Raw genomic sequence first — 20,255 nt, forward strand, 5'->3', positions numbered from 1 at the left:
GGGTCAGGTTTCAGATATGAGCAGCCACTGAACATATTTATTCAGATTCAGTTGGCCGATTTAGTTAGTGCGACGAATTATTGTTGTCTTACTCGCTTAATTAGTTTCATCTCAACTTTTACAGTTTCTTTAATTGGCTGGTCATCAATAGCACTCATCATCATAGCGAAGGCTTTTTCCGCCCAGACATTTTCATCCTGCTGCATTGACCAGACATTATTAGCGAGGAATCCCAGCATCGGATGTTCATCAAATGTCCCGATATTAATATCCGGTGGAATCACGCCAAAACGATTGCGAAGAGCAATGACGGCACCTTCCAGCACAGGTAATGATGAGGCAATAAACGCCTGCGGACAGCCCTGTTCGTTGATCAGTTTCTCCATCAACCGGTAGCCACCATCCGGCGTATTATCCGGACCTTCACGCACCCAGTCACGGTGAGCAATTCCATTATTGTTCAATGCGTTAAGATAACCTTTCAAACGATCACCAATACTGGGCAATCCGGTATCCCCGACTAAAAACCAGATCGGAGATTTTCCTGCATCAAACAAACTTTGCGTCAGCTTTTCACCACCTAAAATGTTATGACTTTCAACCAGTGCGTTATCGGTATACTTAAAATCCCTGTCGAGTAGCACCATCGGTTTTCTGACCTGACGCAAATGGTGTTGCTGATTCTCTAAGGTTGAGGGAACAATAAAAAGGCCATCAACATTACGAGCTATTAACGCTTTCGTTAATTTGTTTTCATAATCAACATCATCGTAGGTACAACTAATCGTTAATTGATATCCAGAGCGACGGCAACGTTGTTCAAGTTTTTCGGCAAGTGTGGCAAAAAAGACGTTAGATATATTGGGCACAATCAGCCCCAACGTATCTGTTTTATTCAGTTTCAGGCTGCGGGCTGAATGGTTTATGACATAACCATACCGTTCAACGTATTCATTAATACGCGTTTGGGTTTTGACACTGATACGATATTGCTCAGCCTTCCCGTTCAGCACCAGCCGCACTGTCGTCACCGATAAATTCAGATCGCTGGCTATCTGTTCTACTGTTTTAGCCATTTATATGTCCCAGTTCACATCCAAAAACGTCAATTCACAATCATAAAAGTATTTTAAACTTTTGTCTTACTGCATAACTTGGTTAAGCGCTTGCTGTTGATCCCACATCATCAGATATACCTGGAATTTACGGTCATAGAAGTCCTGTCGTGCCGGATTCGCTTTAATCACCCCGCCTGGGCGAACCATCGCCCGGCAGGCGGAGGGAACATCTGCCCACCCCCCGCAGGCTACCGCACCAGTAATAGCCGCACCTAACGTCACGGCATCTTCTTCCTGCAAAAGGTGAATATCGCATCCGGTGGCGTCTGCATACTCTCGCAACCACAGTGGATTATGTGTTGCACCACCACACAGCGTCAGTCGAGAAATGGTATGACCGTTTTCGCGCATCACTTCCATAATGTGTCGGGTGCCGCAGGCAATCGCCTGTAATGTCGCCAGATACAGACGAGCAACCTGCATCTCGCCTCGTTCAAGCGTCAAACCGCAAACGCTGCCTCGGGCATCAGGTCGCGCACGCGGGGAACGGTTACCGTGATGATCGGCCAGTACATGCAGATAACGACCAGGCTCTGACTCCTGTGCTTCCAATGCAGCCACCCATTCATTAACTAACACTATCGGATGACAACCTCGTGCCTCAGCCTTGTGATACAACTCAGCGCTGGCACCTGACTCCTGAAGCGTCCAGTCAACCAGCGCCCCGGCAGCGCTTTGTCCCCCTTCCGTCAGCCAGTAACCCGGCAGCATGGCGGACCAGTACGGCCCCCATACTCCCGGTGTATGAATTTCCTGCTCGCTGCACAACATATGGCAATTTGATGTTCCGCTGATCAACGCCAATGTTCCCGCAGGCTCGACACCAGCAAGCGCCACGCCCCCCGCATGCGCATCGATCATGCCACTGGCGACTACCACCGCAGTCGTCAGTCCCAGCGCTTGTGCCGCATCGGGGCTGAGCGTCCCAACGGCCGCGCCAGGGGGCAGGATCCGCGACGGAATTTTGCTCAACAAATCCGTTAATTCAACCGCATCCAGCAGGGAGTGGCTAAAGCGTTGTTCATGTGCCAGATAGTTCCATTTACAGGTTAAAGTACACAGACCTGCAACATCACAAGCGGTGGCTTGCCAGACCAAAAAATCCGCCAGATCGTAGAAGCGGTGTGCTCGCTGCCAGGTCGCAGGGAAATGGTTTTTTAGCCACAGCACTTTGGGCAGTTCCATTTCGACACTGACTTCACCCCCGACATAGCGCAACGCGGGGTCCTGTGTCGCGTTAATACGCTGTGTCTCCTGCACCGCACGATGATCCATCCACATGATGATGTTGTGATCTGACGGTTCACCAGGTGAAACCGCCAGACCCTGCCCCTGTTCATCCAGAGCCACTAACGAACAGGTGGCATCAAACCCCAACGAGCGGATCTCCTCAACGCAAACCCCGGCTGACGACACTGCCTCCTTCACGGCATGGCAAACCTGCTGCCAGATTTCGGCAGATGACTGCTCTACCCGCTCAGGGCCAGGTCGAAACTGCGAGATAGGGAATGTCGCAAAAGCCAGCCGTTTGCCACTGGCATCAAAAACACCCGCCCTGACACTGGCAGAACCGACATCCACTCCGAGGAAATATCCACTGCTCATAGTAGCTCCCTGACGCTGGCTAATAATGGGGCGAATGCACCGCCCCCGCGGTCTTATTTTTTACCGAATGGGTGCAACAGCTTGTCGATTTCCGGTGTATCAATGTTCTGCGCATTCACAAATTTCACCGGAATATCAATTTCTTTCGGTACTGACTGACCTGACACGGCCGCATTCAGCGTCTTAATACCCTGATAGCCAATCTGGTACGCGTCCTGTACAACAAAGCCCTGGATTACACCAGATTTCAGGAAGGCAATGATTGCTTCAGTGCTATCAAAACCAATCACCTTCACTTTACCTTTCAGGTTTTGGCTATCAATGGCGTTCGCCACACCCAGCGTTGAGCCTTCATTGGTGCCGTAGATCCCGGCAATATCGGGGTTTGCCTGGATCATATCGATGGTTTTATCCATCGCTTTTTGCGGATCGCCATCGCTGTACTGAACCGGCAGCACTTTGATATCCGGATATTTTTCCTTCATTCTGGCCACAAAACCTTCCGAACGTTCAATTGCGGAAGAGGTTCCAGCCACGTGCGCAATAATGCCGACTTTCCCTTTGCTACCCACCTGTGCAGCGAGAGCATCTGCCGCTTCAGCCCCTGCTTTACGGTTATTCGTTGCCACAAAGCTGACAGGAATGTCAGAATTTACGCCTGAGTCAAACGTCACCACCTTGATGCCGCGTGAATTCGCTGTTTCCACTAATGGTGCAAGCGCATTGGCGTCTAATGCTGCCAACAGCAATCCATTAGGCTTTTGCGCCATTGCGTTTTCAACCAACTGAATCTGCTCAGCAATCTGAGTTTCATCAGCAGGCCCAACATAGCTGGTCTTATCGCCCAACTCTTTCGCTGCTGCTTCGGTACCCATTTTTACGGTCTGCCAGAATTCATGCTGGAAACCTTTACTGACCACAGGAAGGTTCATATCTTTAGCCAGTGCGCTGGATGTCATGCAGGCCAGCAGGGATAACGCATAGACAAAATTCCTGGTTCTCATTGTTTTACTCCGTTCTGAGTGAGTCACCCTAAACGTCAGGGTTATGTTGTCCCGAGACTTCCGGGTGCGTAAATCAACGAATTTTTTTGCGTAACGTGTCGAGATAAACCGCGGCGATAACGACTACGCCCATGGCCACCATTTGCCAGAACTGCGAGACACCCATCAGGTTCAGACCGTTTTTCAACACGCTCATAATGAATGCGCCGATAATGGTGCCGCCAATAGTGCCAATCCCCCCCATCAGGCTCGTGCCGCCAATGACCACCGCAGCAATGGCTTCCAGTTCATAGCCCACGCCGACGGTCGGCTGGCCCGAGTTAAGGCGAGAAGCCAGAATGACCCCAGCAATCCCGGTCAGCAGACCACAAAATGCGTAGACAAAAATTTTCACGCGCTGGACTTTAATCCCGGAAAGATGTGCAGCAACCTCATTACTCCCCACGGCATAGACATAACGACCAATCACCGTTTTCTTGAGGATATAGGCGGCGATCAGTGCGACGACCACGAGGTAAAAAACGGGATAAGGCAGCACATCGAACAAGCGTCCCTGCGCCAGCATCTTGAAGGTGGGATAATCAGCAAAGTAAATTGCCCGGCCGTCAGTCATTACCATATTGATCCCCCGGACAGACATCATCAGACCCAGGGTGGCAATAAAGGGCGGAATAGTCATTTTAGTGACCAGCAAGCCATTGATATAGCCGCATAATCCACCAGCGAGTACGCCAGCCAGAATGCATATTGGCAAAGGCAAACCCAGGGTGGCGCAAATGCCTACTGCGACGCCAGAAAAGGCCACTACCGAACCGAGAGAAAGGTCAATTCCTGAGGTGATAATGACGAAAGTAACACCAATTGCCATGATGCCAATCACTGAGGTTTGCAGGGCAATTGTCATAATGTTTTCGGTGTTAAAGAAGAAAGGTGATCCAAAACTAAAAAATATCACCAGAATAATCAGACTCAAAAGCGGAGCCAGGCGCATTAAAAGCTCTTTGTTAATTTTTATTTTCTTATTATTGCTGTCTGAAGAGGTTACAGAGATAGTCATAAATTAGTCCTCTAACGTCGCATATTGCATGATTTTTTCTTGTGTGGCGTCATCAGAAGCTAACTCTCCGGTAATACGCCCATTACGCATAACTAAAATGCGATCGCACATACCCAGCACTTCCGGTAATTCAGAGGAAATCATGATAATTGATTTCCCTTTTGCCACCAGTCGATTCATTAATTCATAAATTTCAAGCTTGGCCCCCACATCAATACCGCGCGTGGGTTCATCAAAGATGAGAATGTCGGTGTCCTTGCATACCCATCTGGCAATAATAATTTTTTGCTGATTACCGCCGCTTAAATTCAACGCAGCCTGTTCCAGATGCGGCGTCTTAATACGCAGTGCTTTCACCTGCTCTTCGCTGGTTTGCTGACAGCGTTTGCTATCCACGTTGCCATATCGGTTAGAATACTCGGGGTAATTTCCTAGCATAATATTGCGTTCAACGGACAATCCTAATGCCAGGCCCTCTTTTTTTCTGTCCTCGGTTAAGTAGCTAATACCCTGCTGGATAGCATCAGGAATATCCTTGATTACCGTCTCTTTACCGTTCAGCTTGATGGTTCCACTGTCGATGGGATCGGCACCAAAGATCGCCCGCGCAAGCTCAGTACGCCCGGCCCCCATCAGCCCGGCAAAACCTAAGATTTCCCCCTGATGCAAGGTAAAATCGATATTGTTCAGTACGCCTTTGCGCGTCAGACCACTGACTTCCAGCACCGGTTTACGCTGGGGTTGCGGCTCCCGGCGGGGATAAATATTGCCAAGGTCGCGCCCAACCATCATGGCAATCAGGTCGCTGATTTTGACCGAGTCATAATCCACTGTGGCAATAAACTGCCCATCCCGCATGACGGTAGCGCGATCGGCAATCAGCGCCAACTCTTCCAGTCGGTGCGAGATATAAACGATGCCCGTTCCCTGTTCTTTAAGTAAGCGTGTAACCCGGAATAAACTGTCAATTTCAGTTTCCGTCAACGCTGCCGTTGGTTCATCCATAATAAGAATCTTGGCATTCACCGATATCGCTTTCGCAATCTCAACCATTTGTTGCTGAGCAACAGTAAGATCGGCAACCAGCGTGTCTGGGGAGATATTCAGGTTTAATTTTTGCAAAATATCGATAGCAGCCTGTCGCTGTTGTTTCTCATCCAGACGCCAGCGGTTATTTTTGCAAAACTCCCTGCCAATAAATATATTGTCTTCGACCGTCAGTTCAGGAAAAAGATTAAACTCCTGATGAATAATGGTGATACCTACGTTTTGTGCACTCAATGGGTTTGCAAACGAAACGGGTTGGCCCTCAAAAATAATATCCCCTTCATCAGGTTGATATACACCGGATAAAATTTTCATCAGGGTAGACTTTCCCGCGCCATTCTCCCCCAGCAGCGCATGAACCTCACCTTTGCGTAAAGTAAAATCCACATTACTCAACGCTAATACGCCGGGAAAGCGTTTCGTAATATGACTCATCTGTAAAAATGTTTCAGACATTGCTGCTTTCCTCAATATACAGAAACTGTAATCAGTGAATCAGGCGAAAAACAGCGTTGCCAGGAAGCCATCGTCACCGTTAATGCGAATGTGCCTACAAGATCATGTGCGTTTTATCAACGATGCTAACTCGAGTTAGCGATTGCCTTTTAAAGCTATTTTAGCTGCCAAAAATAGCCAAATCATTTGGTCTAAAACTGTGACACTGAACAGACAATTTATTTTATCTTATTAATTTAAAAAGAATTTAATGAAAAAATCTGTATTTGTTTATTTGACGCAGATCGAATTTTAACCACTTCTCGTGAGGTTTCTCACAGTTCCATAACAAAAAAGTTGTGCAAAAAACTCTCTAATACCTAAGCTAACTCGAGTTAGCAAAAATGGGTAATTCAGCCAACTGCGACAGTGGTGTCCAACATCCGCTTTTGCAGCACGGCATAAAGTGAGATGAGGAACCTCGAATGAAAAAAAATAGTTTACCGAAAATCGGTATTCGTCCGGTGATTGATGGGCGTCGTATGGGTGTACGCGAGTCGCTCGAAGAACAAACCATGAACATGGCAAAAGCCACTGCCGCACTGATTTCCGAGAAACTTCGTCATGCCTGCGGGGCACAGATCGAGTGCGTTATCGCAGACACCTGTATTGCCGGATTGGCTGAATCTGCCGCCTGTGAAGAAAAATTCAGTAGCCTGAACGTCGGCGTGACAATTACCGTCACGCCATGTTGGTGCTACGGCAGCGAAACTATCGATATGGACCCCATGCGCCCGAAAGCCATCTGGGGTTTCAACGGGACGGAGCGTCCGGGTGCCGTGTATCTGGCTGCAGCCCTGGCTGCACATAATCAAAAAGGGCTTCCCGCCTTCTCTATTTACGGTCATGACGTGCAGGATGCAGGTGATACCACTATCCCTGCCGATGTTGAAGAAAAACTGCTGCGTTTCACCCGGGCAGGTTTAGCCGTTGCCAGCATGAAAGGCAAAAGCTATCTGTCCGTCGGCGGCGTTTCAATGGGAATTGCAGGCTCTATTGTCGACCATAACTTCTTTGAATCCTGGCTGGGAATGAAGGTTCAACCTGTTGATATGACCGAATTACGTCGTCGTATTGACCAGAAAATCTATGACGAAGCGGAACTGGAAATTGCCCTGGCGTGGGCGGATAAACATTTCCGTTATGGCGAGGATCAGAACGCACAACAGTATAAGCGAAATGAAGAACAGAGCCGTGCAGTGCTGAAAGAGAGCCTGCTGATGGCAATGTGCATCCGCGACATGATGCAGGGTAACCAGAAACTGGCAGAGAAAGGCCGGGTTGAAGAGTCGATGGGGTACAACGCGATTGCCGCCGGCTTCCAGGGCCAGCGCCACTGGACGGATCAATATCCAAACGGTGACACCGCCGAAGCGTTGCTGAATAGCTCATTTGACTGGAATGGCGTGCGCGAACCGTATGTCGTCGCCACCGAGAACGACAGCCTGAACGGTGTCGCAATGTTGTTTGGCCACCAGCTCACCGGCACAGCGCAGGTCTTTGCTGATGTACGGACCTACTGGTCACCGGAAGCAGTAGAACGCGTCACAGGTAAACCGCTGACCGGTCTTGCTGAGCACGGCATTATTCACCTGATTAACTCCGGCTCTGCGGCACTGGATGGTTCCTGCAAACAGCGTGACAGCGAAGGCCAGCCCACCATGAAACCACATTGGGAGATCTCACAGCAGGAAGCCGATGATTGCCTGGCGGCGACCGAATGGTGTCCGGCGATCCACGAGTATTTCCGCGGCGGCGGCTACTCTTCCCGTTTTCTTACCGAAGGTGGCGTACCGTTCACCATGACCCGCATCAATATCATCAAAGGCCTGGGCCCGGTGCTACAAATTGCGGAAGGCTGGAGTGTGGAATTACCGAAGGAGGTGCATGCTCAGCTTGATGCTCGAACCAACTCTACCTGGCCAACAACCTGGTTTGCGCCGCGCTTAACCGGCAAAGGTCCGTTCAGCGATGTCTATTCCGTCATGGCTAACTGGGGTGCCAACCACGGAGTACTGACGATTGGTCACGTTGGTGCGGACTTTATTACGCTCGCCGCCATGCTGCGTATCCCAGTGTGTATGCACAACGTGGAAGAAGAGAAGATCTATCGCCCTTCCGCATGGGCAGCCCACGGCATGGACAGCGAAGGCCAGGATTATCGCGCCTGCCAAAACTACGGCCCGCTGTATAAACGTTAATGCGATTCAGCCCGGTGGCGCAAGCTTACCGGGCCTACGGTTGCACAACGTGTAGGCCGGATAAGGCGTTTACGCCGCCATCCGGCACCGTCTCGGGAGTGATTATGAAGAATGACGTCATCCTGGTTCTCGACTGCGGCGCGACCAACGTGCGAGCCATTGCGGTTAACCGCCAGGGAAAAATTGTCGCCCGCGCCTCAACCCCGAACGCCAGTGATACCGCCGTCGAGAACGCTGGCTGGCATCAGTGGTCCCTCGACGCCATTGTGCAGCGCTTTGCCGATTGCTGCCAACAACTCACCGCGGAACTGACCGCCTGTAACATTCGAGGGATAACGGTCACTACATTTGGCGTTGATGGCGCGCTGGTTGATGCGTATGGCAAACTGCTTTATCCGGTTATCAGTTGGAAATGTCCACGTACCGCCGCCGTCATGGCTTCTATCAGCCAACGGATATCACCTCAGAAATTACAGGATATATCAGGCGTTGGCGCGTTCAGTTTCAACACGCTGTACAAGCTGGTATGGCTTAAAGAGAATCACCCACAATTGCTGGAACAGGCACACGCCTGGTTATTTATTTCATCACTGCTCAACCATCGCCTCACCGGTGAGTTCACCACAGATATCACCATGGCCGGTACCAGCCAGATGCTGGATATTCATCAGCGCGATTTCAGTGCTGATATTTTGCAGGCTACCGGGATACCACGCCGACTGTTTCCACGTTTAGTTGAAGCGGGAGAGCAGATCGGAACGTTGAAAAATGACGCGGCAAAGCAACTTGGGCTCACAGCGGGGATTCCGGTTATCTCTGCCGGCCACGACACGCAGTTTGCGCTCTTTGGCGCAGGCGCACAGCCAGATGAACCCGTGCTCTCTTCCGGTACATGGGAAATACTGATGGTACGCAGCGCACAGGTGAATACGGCCTTACTCAGCGACTATGTGGGTTCTACTTGTGAACTGGACAGTCGGTCGGGACTCTATAACCCCGGTATGCAGTGGCTGGCATCCGGCGTGCTTGAGTGGGTACGTAAGTTGCTGTGGACACCCGACACCCCCTGGCAAACGCTCATTGATGAAGCGCAGGCCGTCCCGGCGGGCGCTGAAGGTATAACCATGCACTGCGACCTGCTTGCCAGTCCACGTGCAGGCTGGCAGGGCGTCACACTCAACAGTACCCGCGGACACTTTTACCGCGCTGCGCTGGAAGGATTGACGGCCCAGTTGCAGCACAATCTACACACACTAGAAACCATCGGTCATTTCAACGCGACAGAGCTACTTCTGGTTGGTGGAGGAAGTCGTAATGCACTATGGAATCAGATAAAAGCGAACGTTCTGGGTATTCCCATCAAAGTGCTGGATGATGCCGAAACGACGGTTGCCGGTGCTGCGATGTTTGCCTGGTCCGGTATCGGCGAATTTGCCTCTCCGGAGCAGGCTCGTGCGCAGGTGGACTATCAATATCGTTACTTCTACCCACAAACAGAACCCGTATTCACAGGAGTCGAGTGACATGCTCAAAACGATTTCCCCCTTAATTTCCCCTGACCTGTTAAAGGTACTGGCTGAAATGGGTCACGGTGATGAGATTATCTTTTCCGACGCCCACTTTCCGGCCCACAGTATGGGCCCGCAGGTTATCCGGGCCGATGGCCTGCAGGTCAGCGACCTGTTGCGGGCGATTATTCCGCTGTTTGAACTGGACAGTTACGCCTCACCACTGGTGATGATGGCCGCCGTCGAAGGAGACTCCCTCGACCCCGACGTAGAAGCGCGATATCGGCAGGCATTGTCATTACAAACACCTTGCCCGGACATCACGCGCATTGACCGTTATGCATTTTATGAACGCGCACAAAAAGTATTCGCAATCGTTATTACAGGGGAGCGGGCAAAGTACGGAAATATCCTGTTAAAAAAAGGGGTAACGCCATAATCTCTTACCTGAATGCCCGGCAGGTACGGGCATTCATCGCATGATGGGGGGAGAAAACATGAAAGCAGCACGCCTGCAAGCGATCCTGGATCTGTTGAGCAACCATAAAAGTCTGACGACTGAAACTTTATCCTCACAGCTTAATGTCAGTAAAGAAACTATCCGTCGCGATCTTACACAACTGCAGGCACAGGGTAAGGTACTGCGTAATCACGGGCGCGCCAAAGTGATACATCGGGTAAACCAGGACTGCGGCGAGCCGTTTCATATCAGACTGAAAAGCCATTATTCCCACAAAGCAGATATCGCCAGAGACGCGTTAACGTGGATAGAAGAAGGCATGGTGATCGCGCTGGATGCCAGTTCTACTTGCTGGTACCTGGCTCGTCTGTTGCCAGACATTAACATTCACGTATTTACGAATAGCCAACCGATTTGCCTCGAATTGGGAAAACGTGAAAATATTCAGCTGATCAGTTCCGGTGGTCGACTTGAGCGTAAATACGGTTGCTACGTTAATCCATCGCTCATCTCACAGCTAAAGTCACTTGATATCGATCTGTTTATCTTTTCCTGCGAGGGGATCGACCACGGCGGTACACTCTGGGATTCAAATGCGATTAACGCCGATTTTAAATCCATCCTGCTTAAGCGTGCGGCGCAGTCATTATTATTGATTGATAAGAGTAAATTTAATCGCTCGGGTGAGGCGCAGATTGGGCATCTGGAAAATGTGACGCATATTATTTCAGATACAGAAATGATTGAAACAATCCAGGCCGGATGAGGCGTTCACGCCGCCATCCGGCAAATAAGTATTATCGTTCGTCGCGGCGACCACCGACGGCAGCCCACAGACGACGCACGTGCACGGTGACTTCTTCACGGTCGTGATAAAGCTGACGCGCCTGAATCTGCGCATTCACGCCATGCTCATCGAGCTGTGCCTGAATATAAGCCAGGTTTTGCGACACTTCCTCGTAGCGCTTTTTCATCGGCAACTTAAGGTTAAAAATCGTCTCGCGGCACCAGCCGTTCACCAGCCATTGCGCCATCAGCGCTGCAACTTTGGCCGGTTTCTCCACCATATCGCAGACCATCCACGAGATGTTGTTACGATTCGGTCGATACTTAAATCCATCTTCCCGCAGCCAGGTGACCTGCCCGGTATCCATCAGGCTTTGCGCCATCGGACCATTATCCACCGAGTACACCCACATATTGCGTTTAACCAGTTGGTAGGTCCAACCGCCAGGACATGCGCCTAAATCAACGGCATACATTCCATTGGCCAGACGCTCATCCCACTCATCGGCAGGAATAAACACATGCAGCGCCTCTTCCAGCTTCAGCGTTGAACGGCTCGGCGCATCAGCCGGGAATTTCAGTCGCGGAATGCCCATATAGAACGGCGAGTTATTATCAGGCCAGGAGTAGCCCGTGTAGCAACAGCCAGGTGCAATAAAGAAGACGTGCACTACCGGACGTTTTGGCGTTTCATACTTTGCCAGCACACCCGCTTCACGCAGCGCAGCGCGCAGCGGTACGGTAAATTTGCGGCAAAATTTCACCAGCTCTTTGCTTTCATTCGTGTCGGCAACTTCGACACGCAAATCGCCGCCTTTCTCCACCACGCCCTGCAGCATACCGACGATCGGTGTGATGCGATCTTCCGGCGGCAAATATTGCAGTAGCTCGCCAACAACAAACATTTGGCGAGCAAAAATCAGCGAGCTAAACGGCAACTCTTTAACGAGCTTTTCCGCATCTTCCTGCTGATAGCATTCAAAGATGACATAACCCGCATTTTCTTTGACGCGGGCGAAACCAAAGATTTCGCGACGCCCTGCTTTATCCGTAATTTCTGCGGCGCACTCTTTTTCAAAACCCGGGCGACACAACAATACAACCTTATTCATGGCTTACGCCCTTACGTTTCAATCGAATAGCGCCCACTAACATCAGTGCCCAGCCTACAAGGAAGCTAAAACCACCGACAGGGGTAACAAACGCCCACAGGCGTAAATGAGAAAGCGCGAGGCAATACAGACTGCCGCTAAACAGCACGGTCCCTAATGCCAGAAACACGCTACTCCAGTAAAACCAAATGCTAATACGTCGCTGCATGGCGACGGCCAGACCAAAAATAGCCAGCGTATGAAATGCCTGATACTCAAGGCCAGTCTGGATCCACCCCATTTCAACAACGCCGAGGGTTTTACTCAGAACATGTGCCCCAAAGGCTCCCAGAGCTACAAAGATAAAGCCACTGATGGCGGCAAAAATCAGCATAAAACGGCTGGTCATGTTAATACCCTACGTAAATTATTGTTCATAACGAAAGCGGAATTTTTCTTGTTCCGTGGCCGCTTTCGCCAGTATCCACTGACGGAAGGCGGCTATTTTACCCAGTTCTGCCTGACTGTCATGACAAACCAGATAAAATGCGTTTTTGCTGACCAGAACATCATTAAAAGGACAAACCAGACGTCCGGCTTCAATTTCGGACTGCGCCATAACGTTATTGGCCAACGCAACGCCCTGCCCATGGATAGCGGCCTGTAGCACCATGGCGCTATGGCTGAAGATAGGTCCCTGCTGTACGTTGATATGATTCAGCCCGAGCTGGCGCGTATAAGCTTGCCAGTCACGCCGCGATGCATCGTGCAACAATGTGTGTTTTGCCAGATCATCCGGCGTCTTCAGTGGCTTATCACCGGTAAGTAGCAGCGGCGAGCAGACCGGCAATAAATATTCTGCGTACAATTTTTCAACGCGCAGGCCCGGCCAGTTGCCTCGTCCGTAGAAAATAGCCACATCGACATCGTCGGCCAGTTTGTCTTCCTGACGGTCCACGGCCTGGATCCTGACATCGATTCCCGGATAAGCTGAGTTAAAGCTAGAGAGTCTGGGCACCAGCCATTGAATCGCAAAACTGGGCAATAAACTGACGGTAAGCGCGCCTTTTGCACTGCGTGCCTGAAGTTTACGCGTCGCATCGGTTAATTGCGAAAAAATCTCTTTGATGTCGAGGAAATAGCTTTGACCTTCTTCCGTCAACAACAACGATCGATTGCGCCGACGAAACAGCTTCAGCCCCAAAAAATCCTCAAGTGACTTGATTTGGTGACTTACTGCGGCCTGCGTCACAAAAAGTTCTTCTGCTGCGCGCGTAAAGCTTAAATGGCGCGCGGCAGCATCAAAAACACGTAACGCATTTAAGGGTGGTAATCGTTTTGACATGACTTTTAGGCTTTGATGTTAAATGAATTTAACAATTACCTAACAGGCTGTAACCTATTAGTTTTTTTAATCTGAGCCATTATAAATTGTCCGTTGAGGTTCTACCAGCAAATACCTATAGTGGCGGCACTTCCTGAAGCCGGAACGAAAAGTTTTATCGGAATGCGTGTTCTGGTGGGCTTTTGGCTTACGGTTGTGATGTTGTGTTGTTGTGTTTGCAATTGGTCTGCGATTCAGACCATGGTAGCAAAGCTACCCTTTTTCACTTCCTGTACATTTACCCTGTCTGTCCATAGTGATTAATGTAGCACCGCCAAATTGCGGTGCTTTTTTTTGTCCGTGTGTCTGCCAATGACGACCGGCTATTTCTCCAGTTCGACCATCTCTTTCACATCGGTACGGTTAATCTGCTGTTTGTTGCCGTTAGCGTCTTTATACGAAATCATTCCTGTCTCATTATCGGTCTTTGGCTTACCGTCAGACACGATTGTCCGGCCATCGTTGGTGTGCATCACGTAATTCGGACCGGAACAGGCGCTCAGGGCAAAAGTCAGCATACAGGCAGAGATTATGGCGGCAGTCTTTTTCATATTCTTCTCCTCACAGCAATTTATGCCAGATAAAGCGAATTCCATAACAGGCAAAATTATTCGCCTAACACTATTTAGCATAAGACACTGCACAGACTTCGCCGGGATATCCAGAGGATTCCGATGGTTAGCGCAACCCTTGTGTCTGCGCCCTTTTTGCGCCACGATCGGTTTACTGAACTGAGGAATACCATGAACGCTTTTAACCCCACGCAGTTTCGCGCACAATTTCCCGCACTCAACGATGCAGGTGTCTATCTCGACAGCGCCGCGACGGCATTGAAGCCGCAGGCAGTGATTGAGGCGACCCATCAGTTTTATAGTCTGAGCGCCGGGAACGTCCATCGCAGCCAGTTTGCTGAAGCCCAGCGTCTGACCGCGCGCTATGAGGCCGCGCGGGAAAAAGTCGCGCGTCTCATCAATGCTCCCGATGACAAGACGGTGGTCTGGACCCGCGGTACGACGGAGGCTATCAACATGGTTGCCCAAAGTTATGCGCGTCCGCGCTTACAACCGGGCGACGAGATTATCGTAAGCGTAGCGGAGCATCATGCCAACCTGGTTCCCTGGCTGATGGTGGCGGAGCAAACGGGGGCTAAAGTCATCAAGCTTCCGCTCAATGCCCATTTGCTGCCTGACACTGAATGTCTGGCGGACCTCATCACCCCCCGCAGTCGCATTCTGGCTCTCGGTCAGATGTCGAACGTCACCGGTGGCTGCCCTGACTTAGTCCGCGCAATTACGCTTGCTCATGCAGCAGGCATGGTGGTGATGGTGGATGGCGCTCAGGGAGTGGTACATTTCCCGGCTGACGTCCAGCAGTTAGATATTGATTTCTATGCTTTTTCTGGTCACAAATTATATGGTCCGACGGGCATTGGTGCATTATATGGTAAGCCAGAACTGTTGGAAGCCATGTCACCGTGGCTCGGCGGCGGTAAAATGATTAGCGAAGTCAGCTTTGACGGTTTCACCACACAAGCGGCACCGTGGAAGCTTGAGGCAGGCACGCCAAACGTTGCGGGCGTCATTGGATTAAGTGCGGCACTTGAATGGCTTGCGGATATTGATATCGTGCAAGCCGAAAACTGGAGCCGCAGTCTGGCAACGCTGGCGGAAGATGCGCTGGCGAAACGGCCGGGATTTCGCTCCTTCCGTTGCCAGGACTCAAGCCTGTTAGCCTTTGATTTTATAGGTGTGCACCACAGCGATATGGTGACGCTGCTGGCTGAGTATGGCATTGCGCTGCGCGCCGGACAGCACTGTGCGCAACCGTTACTGGCCGAGTTGGGGGTATCCGGGACGCTGCGCGCCTCATTTGCACCTTATAATACCCGAAGCGATGTTGATGCGTTGGTCACTGCCGTTGACCGCGCACTGGAAATATTGGTGGACTAATGACAAGCCCTCTGTTCGCCGGACACCCGTTTGGCACAATCGTAACGGAAGAGACGTTACGGAATACTTTTATCCCGCTCACTCAGTGGGAAGATAAATATCGTCAACTTATTCTACTGGGTAAGCAACTTCCGGCCCTTTCGGATGATCTGAAGGCGCAGGCAAAAGAGATTGCCGGATGTGAAAACCGCGTTTGGCTGGGATACAGTCTGCATGAGAATGGCACACTTCACTTCTTCGGTGATAGCGAAGGCCGAATTGTGCGCGGCCTGCTGGCGGTCCTACTCACGGCTATCGAAGGTAAAACTACTGCGGAGTTACAGGCACGTTCGCCGATGGCGTTATTTGATGAGTTGGGCTTAAGCGCACAACTGAGCGCGTCACGTAGTCAGGGGCTGAATGCGCTCGTTGAGGCAGCTCAGGATGCCGGATGGCAACGTTGATGCGTCTTATCTGGCCGACAACGCCGCACAAAGCGTAGGTCGGATAAGCGCAGCGCCATCCGACACAATCAGGGCTGGCGCGCTGCCTTCGCCATCATCTTCTTCAGCGCGTGGGACACGGCCACAAAACCAAAAGTCGCCGTCACCATGGTGGCAGCGCCAAACCCGGATGCACAATCCATACGCTTCGGCCCTTCCGCCGTGGCCTTCATTGCACACACAGACCCATCGGCCTGCGGGTAAACTAACGCCTCCGTCGAAAACACACAATCCACACCCAACTTGCCTTTGCTGTTTTTCACTACCCCAAAATCACTTTTCAGCCGCTCACGTAGCTTCGCCGCCAGTGGGTCCTGGATGGTTTTTGCCAAATCAACCACCTGAATCTGCGTGGGATCAATCTGTCCCCCCGCGCCTCCGGTGGTCACCAGCGGAACTTTATTACGTCGGCAATATGCGATCAGTGCCGCTTTTGGGCGCACACTATCAATTGCATCAATAACATACGAGAATCCTGCGCTCATATATTCGGCAACGTTATCCGGCGTGACAAAATCATCAACCACGGTCACCCGACACTCCGGGTTAATCTGACGTATACGTTCGGCCATCACCTCGGCTTTCGCCAGGCCGACGTTATCACGCAAAGCATGGATTTGACGGTTAGTATTAGTGACGCACACATCATCCATATCGATGAGAGTAATCGCGCCAATACCGGTACGCGCCAGCGCTTCCGCCGCCCACGACCCCACGCCGCCAATTCCAACGACACAAACGTGCGATTGGGCAAACAGCTGCAGCGCATTTTCGCCATACAGGCGTGCCGTACCGCCAAAACGCTGGCGCCAGGTATCACTGATAACTACAGACATAAAACCTCAAATTCATTAATACCGAGCAGTATGACTGCCGGATGGCGCTTCGCTTATCCGGCCTACATTATTGAGCAGGCCTGATAAAGCGCAGCCGTCATCAGGAAATTAACCGCTAAATACGTTACCCGCGTTGGCCGCTGTTTTCAGCACCCACACGCGTCCGTAGTGATTATACCACCCTGCACGGTGTCCGGCGTCTGCACCAATACCCTGATAGATGTCGAAGTGCTGGCCTTTAATCGCCCCACCGACATCTAACGCGACCATCAGACGTAATTCATACTGACCGGTGAATTTCCCGTTATTGTCCAGCAGAGGAACTTCCGCCAGTAACGTCGTACCTGCCGGGATAATACTGCGGTCTGACGCCACGGATGCGCGACCAATCAGCGGTACCGCGCTGGCCCCTTTTACCGGTGCAAAAGATTGCGGCTTAAAGAAGACAAACGATGGGTTCTGCTCCAGCAGCTCACGCACTTCGGCTTCACTGTGCGTCTCACCCCAATGGCGAATGGCCTGCATCGACATATCTTCTTTCTTCACTTCACCGCGATCGATCAGCACCTTACCGATACTGCGATAAGCGTGGCCATTTTTCCCGGAATAGCTAAAGAAGTTAAGCGGGCTGCCATCACCAAAATCAATATATCCGCTGCCCTGAACATCCATGATGAAGTTATCCATCAGAGAGTTGCTGTACGCCAGAATGTAATTGTCGCTGAGCGCGCCTGCATAGATCTCAGCACGAGAGGGTAAGCGCCCACGTTTTGGCGGCATGCGATAGATAGGATACTGAAACTCGCCCTGGCGCGTATGCCGCGCCTGGATAACCGGCGTGTAGTAACCGGTAAACTGGACGTTACCATAATTGTCCGCCCCTTCCATTTGCCAGGCATCAATACCAAACTGGCGCATACTGCGCGTATCACCGCCCGCACGTAGCCACTGCTGGATAGCGTTGTAGACGTTGCTCTGGTTACCGTACAAACGCGGGGAAGCGCTGCGAATTTGATTAACCTGCTCGGCGAAATCACCGGCGTTAATTGGCGCGCCAACCGCATCAGGTTGGTTCACCAGTGAGAAAGGCTGGGTAAATTTCCCGTCTTTATACTGCTGCCCACGATCGGTGGGTTTTGAGGAACACGCGGCGAGCATCGCGACTACAGCTCCCGCCAGAAGATATTTTGCCCAACGTCCTTTCATTGTTCTCGTCTTATGTTGCCTGAATGCGAGATGAAGATAACAAACCCCCGAAGCTAATGAAATGCGTATACATACCCCAACGCAAATTTTGAGCAAAAAATAATCCAGAATGCGTTGTTTTTGTTCATTTTCAGCCTAAAAACGTGATCAAGGTGAAAAAAGGGTTGCATGAAAATGCGAGCAGAGTATAGTGCGCATCCACGGACGCGGGGTGGAGCAGCCTGGTAGCTCGTCGGGCTCATAACCCGAAGGTCGTCAGTTCAAATCTGGCCCCCGCAACCAATTAAAATTTGATGAAGTACAAGCAGTACGGTGACGCGGGGTGGAGCAGCCTGGTAGCTCGTCGGGCTCATAACCCGAAGGTCGTCGGTTCAAATCCGGCCCCCGCAACCAATCAAATTTGATAAAATATAAGCAGTACGGTGACGCGGGGTGGAGCAGCCTGGTAGCTCGTCGGGCTCATAACCCGAAGGTCGTCGGTTCAAATCCGGCCCCCGCAACCAACACATTAAACACCTTAACGGGTGTTTTTTTGTATCTGTCGCCCATAAAAAAAAGCGCTTCTCAGCGCTTTTTTGTTATCCCCTTCTCGCCAGCGTCGCCCCATCAGCAAAGTAAGCTTTAATCCCGGCCAGAATCGACTCTGCCACTTCCTGCTGGAAGGTCGCCGTTTTGAGCTTGCGTTCTTCTTCAACGTTACTGATGAATGCCGTTTCTACGAGAATGGACGGAATATCCGGCGCTTTCAACACGGCAAACCCGGCCTGTTCAACCTGATTTTTATGCAGATTATTAATCTTACCGAGTTTATTCAGCACCGCTTTTCCGAACTTCAGGCTGTCGGCAATAGTCAGCGATTGCACCATATCAAACATGGTGTGGTCGACGTAGCGATCACCGCTTTTGCTGACGCCACCAATTAAATCCGAGGCGTTCTGGGTTTGTGCCAGATATTTTGCCGCTGTACTGGTCGCACCTTTGGTTGAGAGTGCAAACACCGACGAACCACTGGGTTGGCGACTGGTAAACGCATCTGCATGAATAGAAACAAACAGGTCAGCACGCTGTTTCTGGGCTTTCGCCACGCGCACTTTTAACGGAATGAAGATATCTTCATTACGCGTCATATAGACCTTCATGTTGCCTTCTTTCTCTATAAGTGCTCGCAGGCGACGGGCTATCTGCAATACCACATCTTTTTCACGTGTCTTGTATTTCCCCACGGCACCGGAGTCTTCTCCACCGTGGCCAGGGTCAAGCATAATAACAATCGGACGATCGCGTCCCGCTTTACCCGGCTGTGGGCCGCTTTGCGCAGGTGGCACCTGTTTATCCAGATCGCCTTTGTTGTAATCTTCAAGCAATGCCAGCAGCGGATCCTGGACATCCTGAGCATTGGCAGGATAGAGATCCATCACCAAACGTTCTTTGAAGCCTGCAACTGGCGCTAATGCAAAGAGTTGAGGTTTCACATTTTGTTTCAGTTCAAACACCATACGCACGGTCTGCGGGTCAAACTGCCCGACGCGTGCGGATTTAATGTAGGGATCGTCTGGGCGGATCTGCGTCCCAATGCCCTTCAGCACCGAGTTCAAATTAACGCCTTCAATATCTACAACCACACGCTCAGGATTACTCAGGGCAAACTGTTTGTATTTCAGCAGACGGTTGGATTCCACCGTAACGCGGGTATAACTGGACGCGGGCCAGATACGTACGGCAACGACCTGACTCACGGCAGCCAAACCGACCTGGCTGACGCTTAAAAGCCACATAGCACCCGCACCTTGCAGTAAACGGCGGCGACTGATTGCTGAGTTGGATCCCGACATGCTTCTCCCGAGCAAAAGAAATCTATATTGAGGTAATACGTAAAACGTCCGAATTGACCGGAAACTTTAGCGAATGACGCATAATCTGTCATCAATAAAAGGGTAAACATTGTTTTTATATTCACGGTATTACTGAAGAAAATCTTCGGCTGGGGTAAAAATTACGCTTGCACACAGGGCAGAAACAGAATAAA

General features: G+C 50.9%; 18 protein-coding genes and 3 tRNA genes. 9 read left to right on the forward strand and 12 right to left on the reverse strand.

Annotated elements, in window-relative coordinates:
- Positions 1-77: 77 nt before the first annotated feature.
- From QMN38_RS18280 to QMN38_RS18300, 5 genes are all read right to left on the reverse strand, one after another.
- The gene (locus tag QMN38_RS18280) at positions 78-1,076 is read right to left on the reverse strand and encodes a LacI family DNA-binding transcriptional regulator (RefSeq protein ID WP_271449520.1); all 999 of its coding nucleotides are present in this window, start codon (positions 1,074-1,076) and stop codon (positions 78-80) included.
- A 66-nt stretch (positions 1,077-1,142) separates the two neighbouring features.
- Entirely contained in the window at positions 1,143-2,723 is a 1,581-nt protein-coding gene (locus QMN38_RS18285; RefSeq protein ID WP_323605548.1) for an FGGY-family carbohydrate kinase, read from the reverse strand.
- Positions 2,724-2,776: 53 nt separating this feature from the next.
- Entirely contained in the window at positions 2,777-3,727 is a 951-nt protein-coding gene (locus tag QMN38_RS18290; protein WP_061068495.1) for an ABC transporter substrate-binding protein, read from the reverse strand.
- Between the two features lie 73 nt (positions 3,728-3,800).
- Positions 3,801-4,784 carry an ABC transporter permease gene (locus QMN38_RS18295; RefSeq protein ID WP_271449519.1) on the reverse strand — a complete coding sequence of 328 codons (984 nt, stop codon included), beginning with the start codon at positions 4,782-4,784 and terminating at the stop codon, positions 3,801-3,803.
- Positions 4,785-4,787: 3 nt separating this feature from the next.
- Positions 4,788-6,287 carry a sugar ABC transporter ATP-binding protein gene (locus QMN38_RS18300; RefSeq protein WP_271441054.1) on the reverse strand — a complete coding sequence of 500 codons (1,500 nt, stop codon included), beginning with the start codon at positions 6,285-6,287 and terminating at the stop codon, positions 4,788-4,790.
- A 464-nt stretch (positions 6,288-6,751) separates the two neighbouring features.
- Here QMN38_RS18300 and fucI point away from each other — a divergent pair, with 464 nt between their 5' ends.
- The 4 genes from fucI (at position 6,752) to fucR (ending at position 11,261) form a co-directional block, all read left to right on the forward strand.
- Entirely contained in the window at positions 6,752-8,527 is a 1,776-nt protein-coding gene (gene fucI / locus QMN38_RS18305) for an L-fucose isomerase (protein WP_061068497.1), read from the forward strand.
- Positions 8,528-8,631: 104 nt separating this feature from the next.
- Entirely contained in the window at positions 8,632-10,050 is a 1,419-nt protein-coding gene (fucK, locus tag QMN38_RS18310) for an L-fuculokinase (protein WP_323605549.1), read from the forward strand.
- Position 10,051: 1 nt separating this feature from the next.
- Complete coding sequence (gene fucU / locus QMN38_RS18315) at positions 10,052-10,474, forward strand: L-fucose mutarotase (protein ID WP_271454872.1); 423 nt, start codon at positions 10,052-10,054, stop codon at positions 10,472-10,474.
- Positions 10,475-10,532: 58 nt separating this feature from the next.
- The gene (fucR, locus tag QMN38_RS18320) at positions 10,533-11,261 is read left to right on the forward strand and encodes an L-fucose operon activator (RefSeq protein WP_323605550.1); all 729 of its coding nucleotides are present in this window, start codon (positions 10,533-10,535) and stop codon (positions 11,259-11,261) included.
- Positions 11,262-11,292: 31 nt separating this feature from the next.
- On the opposite strand, the gene rlmM is transcribed toward fucR, so the two are convergent.
- The 4 genes from rlmM to QMN38_RS18340 form a co-directional block, all read right to left on the reverse strand.
- Positions 11,293-12,393, reverse strand: coding sequence for a 23S rRNA (cytidine(2498)-2'-O)-methyltransferase RlmM (gene rlmM / locus QMN38_RS18325; protein ID WP_271441058.1), 1,101 nt, complete (start codon positions 12,391-12,393; stop codon positions 11,293-11,295).
- On the reverse strand, positions 12,386-12,781 hold the full coding sequence (locus tag QMN38_RS18330; protein ID WP_005130969.1) for a DUF423 domain-containing protein: 396 nt from the start codon (positions 12,779-12,781) through the stop codon (positions 12,386-12,388). The genes rlmM and QMN38_RS18330 overlap by 8 nt, the downstream gene beginning before the upstream one ends.
- 18 nt (positions 12,782-12,799) lie before the next feature.
- Complete coding sequence (gcvA, locus tag QMN38_RS18335) at positions 12,800-13,717, reverse strand: glycine cleavage system transcriptional regulator GcvA (protein ID WP_101741626.1); 918 nt, start codon at positions 13,715-13,717, stop codon at positions 12,800-12,802.
- A 362-nt stretch (positions 13,718-14,079) separates the two neighbouring features.
- On the reverse strand, positions 14,080-14,307 hold the full coding sequence (locus QMN38_RS18340) for a YgdI/YgdR family lipoprotein (RefSeq protein ID WP_202037874.1): 228 nt from the start codon (positions 14,305-14,307) through the stop codon (positions 14,080-14,082).
- 192 nt (positions 14,308-14,499) lie between these two features.
- On the opposite strand from QMN38_RS18340, the gene csdA reads away from it, so the two are divergent.
- Together csdA and csdE are read left to right on the forward strand one after the other, a co-directional pair.
- On the forward strand, positions 14,500-15,705 hold the full coding sequence (csdA, locus tag QMN38_RS18345) for a cysteine desulfurase CsdA (protein WP_323605552.1): 1,206 nt from the start codon (positions 14,500-14,502) through the stop codon (positions 15,703-15,705).
- Entirely contained in the window at positions 15,705-16,148 is a 444-nt protein-coding gene (gene csdE / locus QMN38_RS18350) for a cysteine desulfurase sulfur acceptor subunit CsdE (protein WP_271441060.1), read from the forward strand. Before csdA ends, csdE begins: the two co-directional genes overlap by 1 nt.
- 68 nt (positions 16,149-16,216) lie before the next feature.
- Here csdE and tcdA read toward each other — a convergent pair whose 3' ends face one another.
- Positions 16,217-17,023, reverse strand: a complete 807-nt coding sequence (tcdA, locus tag QMN38_RS18355) for a tRNA cyclic N6-threonylcarbamoyladenosine(37) synthase TcdA (RefSeq protein WP_271441061.1) — start codon at positions 17,021-17,023, stop codon at positions 16,217-16,219.
- 108 nt (positions 17,024-17,131) lie between these two features.
- A complete protein-coding gene (gene mltA, locus QMN38_RS18360) occupies positions 17,132-18,229 on the reverse strand; it encodes a murein transglycosylase A (protein ID WP_048213098.1) in 1,098 nt (365 codons plus the stop codon).
- A gap of 205 nt (positions 18,230-18,434) precedes the next feature.
- On the opposite strand from mltA, the gene QMN38_RS18365 reads away from it, so the two are divergent.
- The 3 genes from QMN38_RS18365 to QMN38_RS18375 all read left to right on the forward strand — a co-directional run bounded on the left by QMN38_RS18365 (position 18,435) and on the right by QMN38_RS18375 (position 18,732).
- Positions 18,435-18,511, forward strand: a tRNA-Met gene (locus tag QMN38_RS18365).
- Between the two features lie 34 nt (positions 18,512-18,545).
- Positions 18,546-18,622 (forward strand) — tRNA-Met (locus QMN38_RS18370).
- Between the two features lie 33 nt (positions 18,623-18,655).
- Positions 18,656-18,732, forward strand: a tRNA-Met gene (locus QMN38_RS18375).
- A gap of 75 nt (positions 18,733-18,807) precedes the next feature.
- Here the strand turns inward: QMN38_RS18375 and amiC are convergent.
- The gene (amiC, locus tag QMN38_RS18380) at positions 18,808-20,061 is read right to left on the reverse strand and encodes an N-acetylmuramoyl-L-alanine amidase AmiC (protein WP_137382705.1); all 1,254 of its coding nucleotides are present in this window, start codon (positions 20,059-20,061) and stop codon (positions 18,808-18,810) included.
- Positions 20,062-20,255 lie beyond the last annotated feature (194 nt).

This window comes from Citrobacter sp. R-1.5.2 (assembly GCF_035064245.1).
Lineage (GTDB): Bacteria > Pseudomonadota > Gammaproteobacteria > Enterobacterales > Enterobacteriaceae > Citrobacter.

Coding starts and splice junctions, on each gene's coding strand:
- QMN38_RS18285 (WP_323605548.1), bottom strand. CDS start 2,723: ATGAGCAGTGGATATTTCCTCGGAGTGGATGTCGGTTCTGCCAGTGTC.
- fucU (WP_271454872.1), top strand. CDS start 10,052: ATGCTCAAAACGATTTCCCCCTTAATTTCCCCTGACCTGTTAAAGGTA.
- fucK (WP_323605549.1), top strand. CDS start 8,632: ATGAAGAATGACGTCATCCTGGTTCTCGACTGCGGCGCGACCAACGTG.
- csdE (WP_271441060.1), top strand. CDS start 15,705: ATGACAAGCCCTCTGTTCGCCGGACACCCGTTTGGCACAATCGTAACG.
- fucI (WP_061068497.1), top strand. CDS start 6,752: ATGAAAAAAAATAGTTTACCGAAAATCGGTATTCGTCCGGTGATTGAT.
- QMN38_RS18280 (WP_271449520.1), bottom strand. CDS start 1,076: ATGGCTAAAACAGTAGAACAGATAGCCAGCGATCTGAATTTATCGGTG.
- rlmM (WP_271441058.1), bottom strand. CDS start 12,393: ATGAATAAGGTTGTATTGTTGTGTCGCCCGGGTTTTGAAAAAGAGTGC.
- fucR (WP_323605550.1), top strand. CDS start 10,533: ATGAAAGCAGCACGCCTGCAAGCGATCCTGGATCTGTTGAGCAACCAT.
- csdA (WP_323605552.1), top strand. CDS start 14,500: ATGAACGCTTTTAACCCCACGCAGTTTCGCGCACAATTTCCCGCACTC.
- amiC (WP_137382705.1), bottom strand. CDS start 20,061: ATGTCGGGATCCAACTCAGCAATCAGTCGCCGCCGTTTACTGCAAGGT.
- QMN38_RS18300 (WP_271441054.1), bottom strand. CDS start 6,287: ATGTCTGAAACATTTTTACAGATGAGTCATATTACGAAACGCTTTCCC.
- QMN38_RS18290 (WP_061068495.1), bottom strand. CDS start 3,727: ATGAGAACCAGGAATTTTGTCTATGCGTTATCCCTGCTGGCCTGCATG.
- gcvA (WP_101741626.1), bottom strand. CDS start 13,717: ATGTCAAAACGATTACCACCCTTAAATGCGTTACGTGTTTTTGATGCT.
- tcdA (WP_271441061.1), bottom strand. CDS start 17,023: ATGTCTGTAGTTATCAGTGATACCTGGCGCCAGCGTTTTGGCGGTACG.
- QMN38_RS18295 (WP_271449519.1), bottom strand. CDS start 4,784: ATGACTATCTCTGTAACCTCTTCAGACAGCAATAATAAGAAAATAAAA.
- QMN38_RS18340 (WP_202037874.1), bottom strand. CDS start 14,307: ATGAAAAAGACTGCCGCCATAATCTCTGCCTGTATGCTGACTTTTGCC.
- mltA (WP_048213098.1), bottom strand. CDS start 18,229: ATGAAAGGACGTTGGGCAAAATATCTTCTGGCGGGAGCTGTAGTCGCG.
- QMN38_RS18330 (WP_005130969.1), bottom strand. CDS start 12,781: ATGACCAGCCGTTTTATGCTGATTTTTGCCGCCATCAGTGGCTTTATC.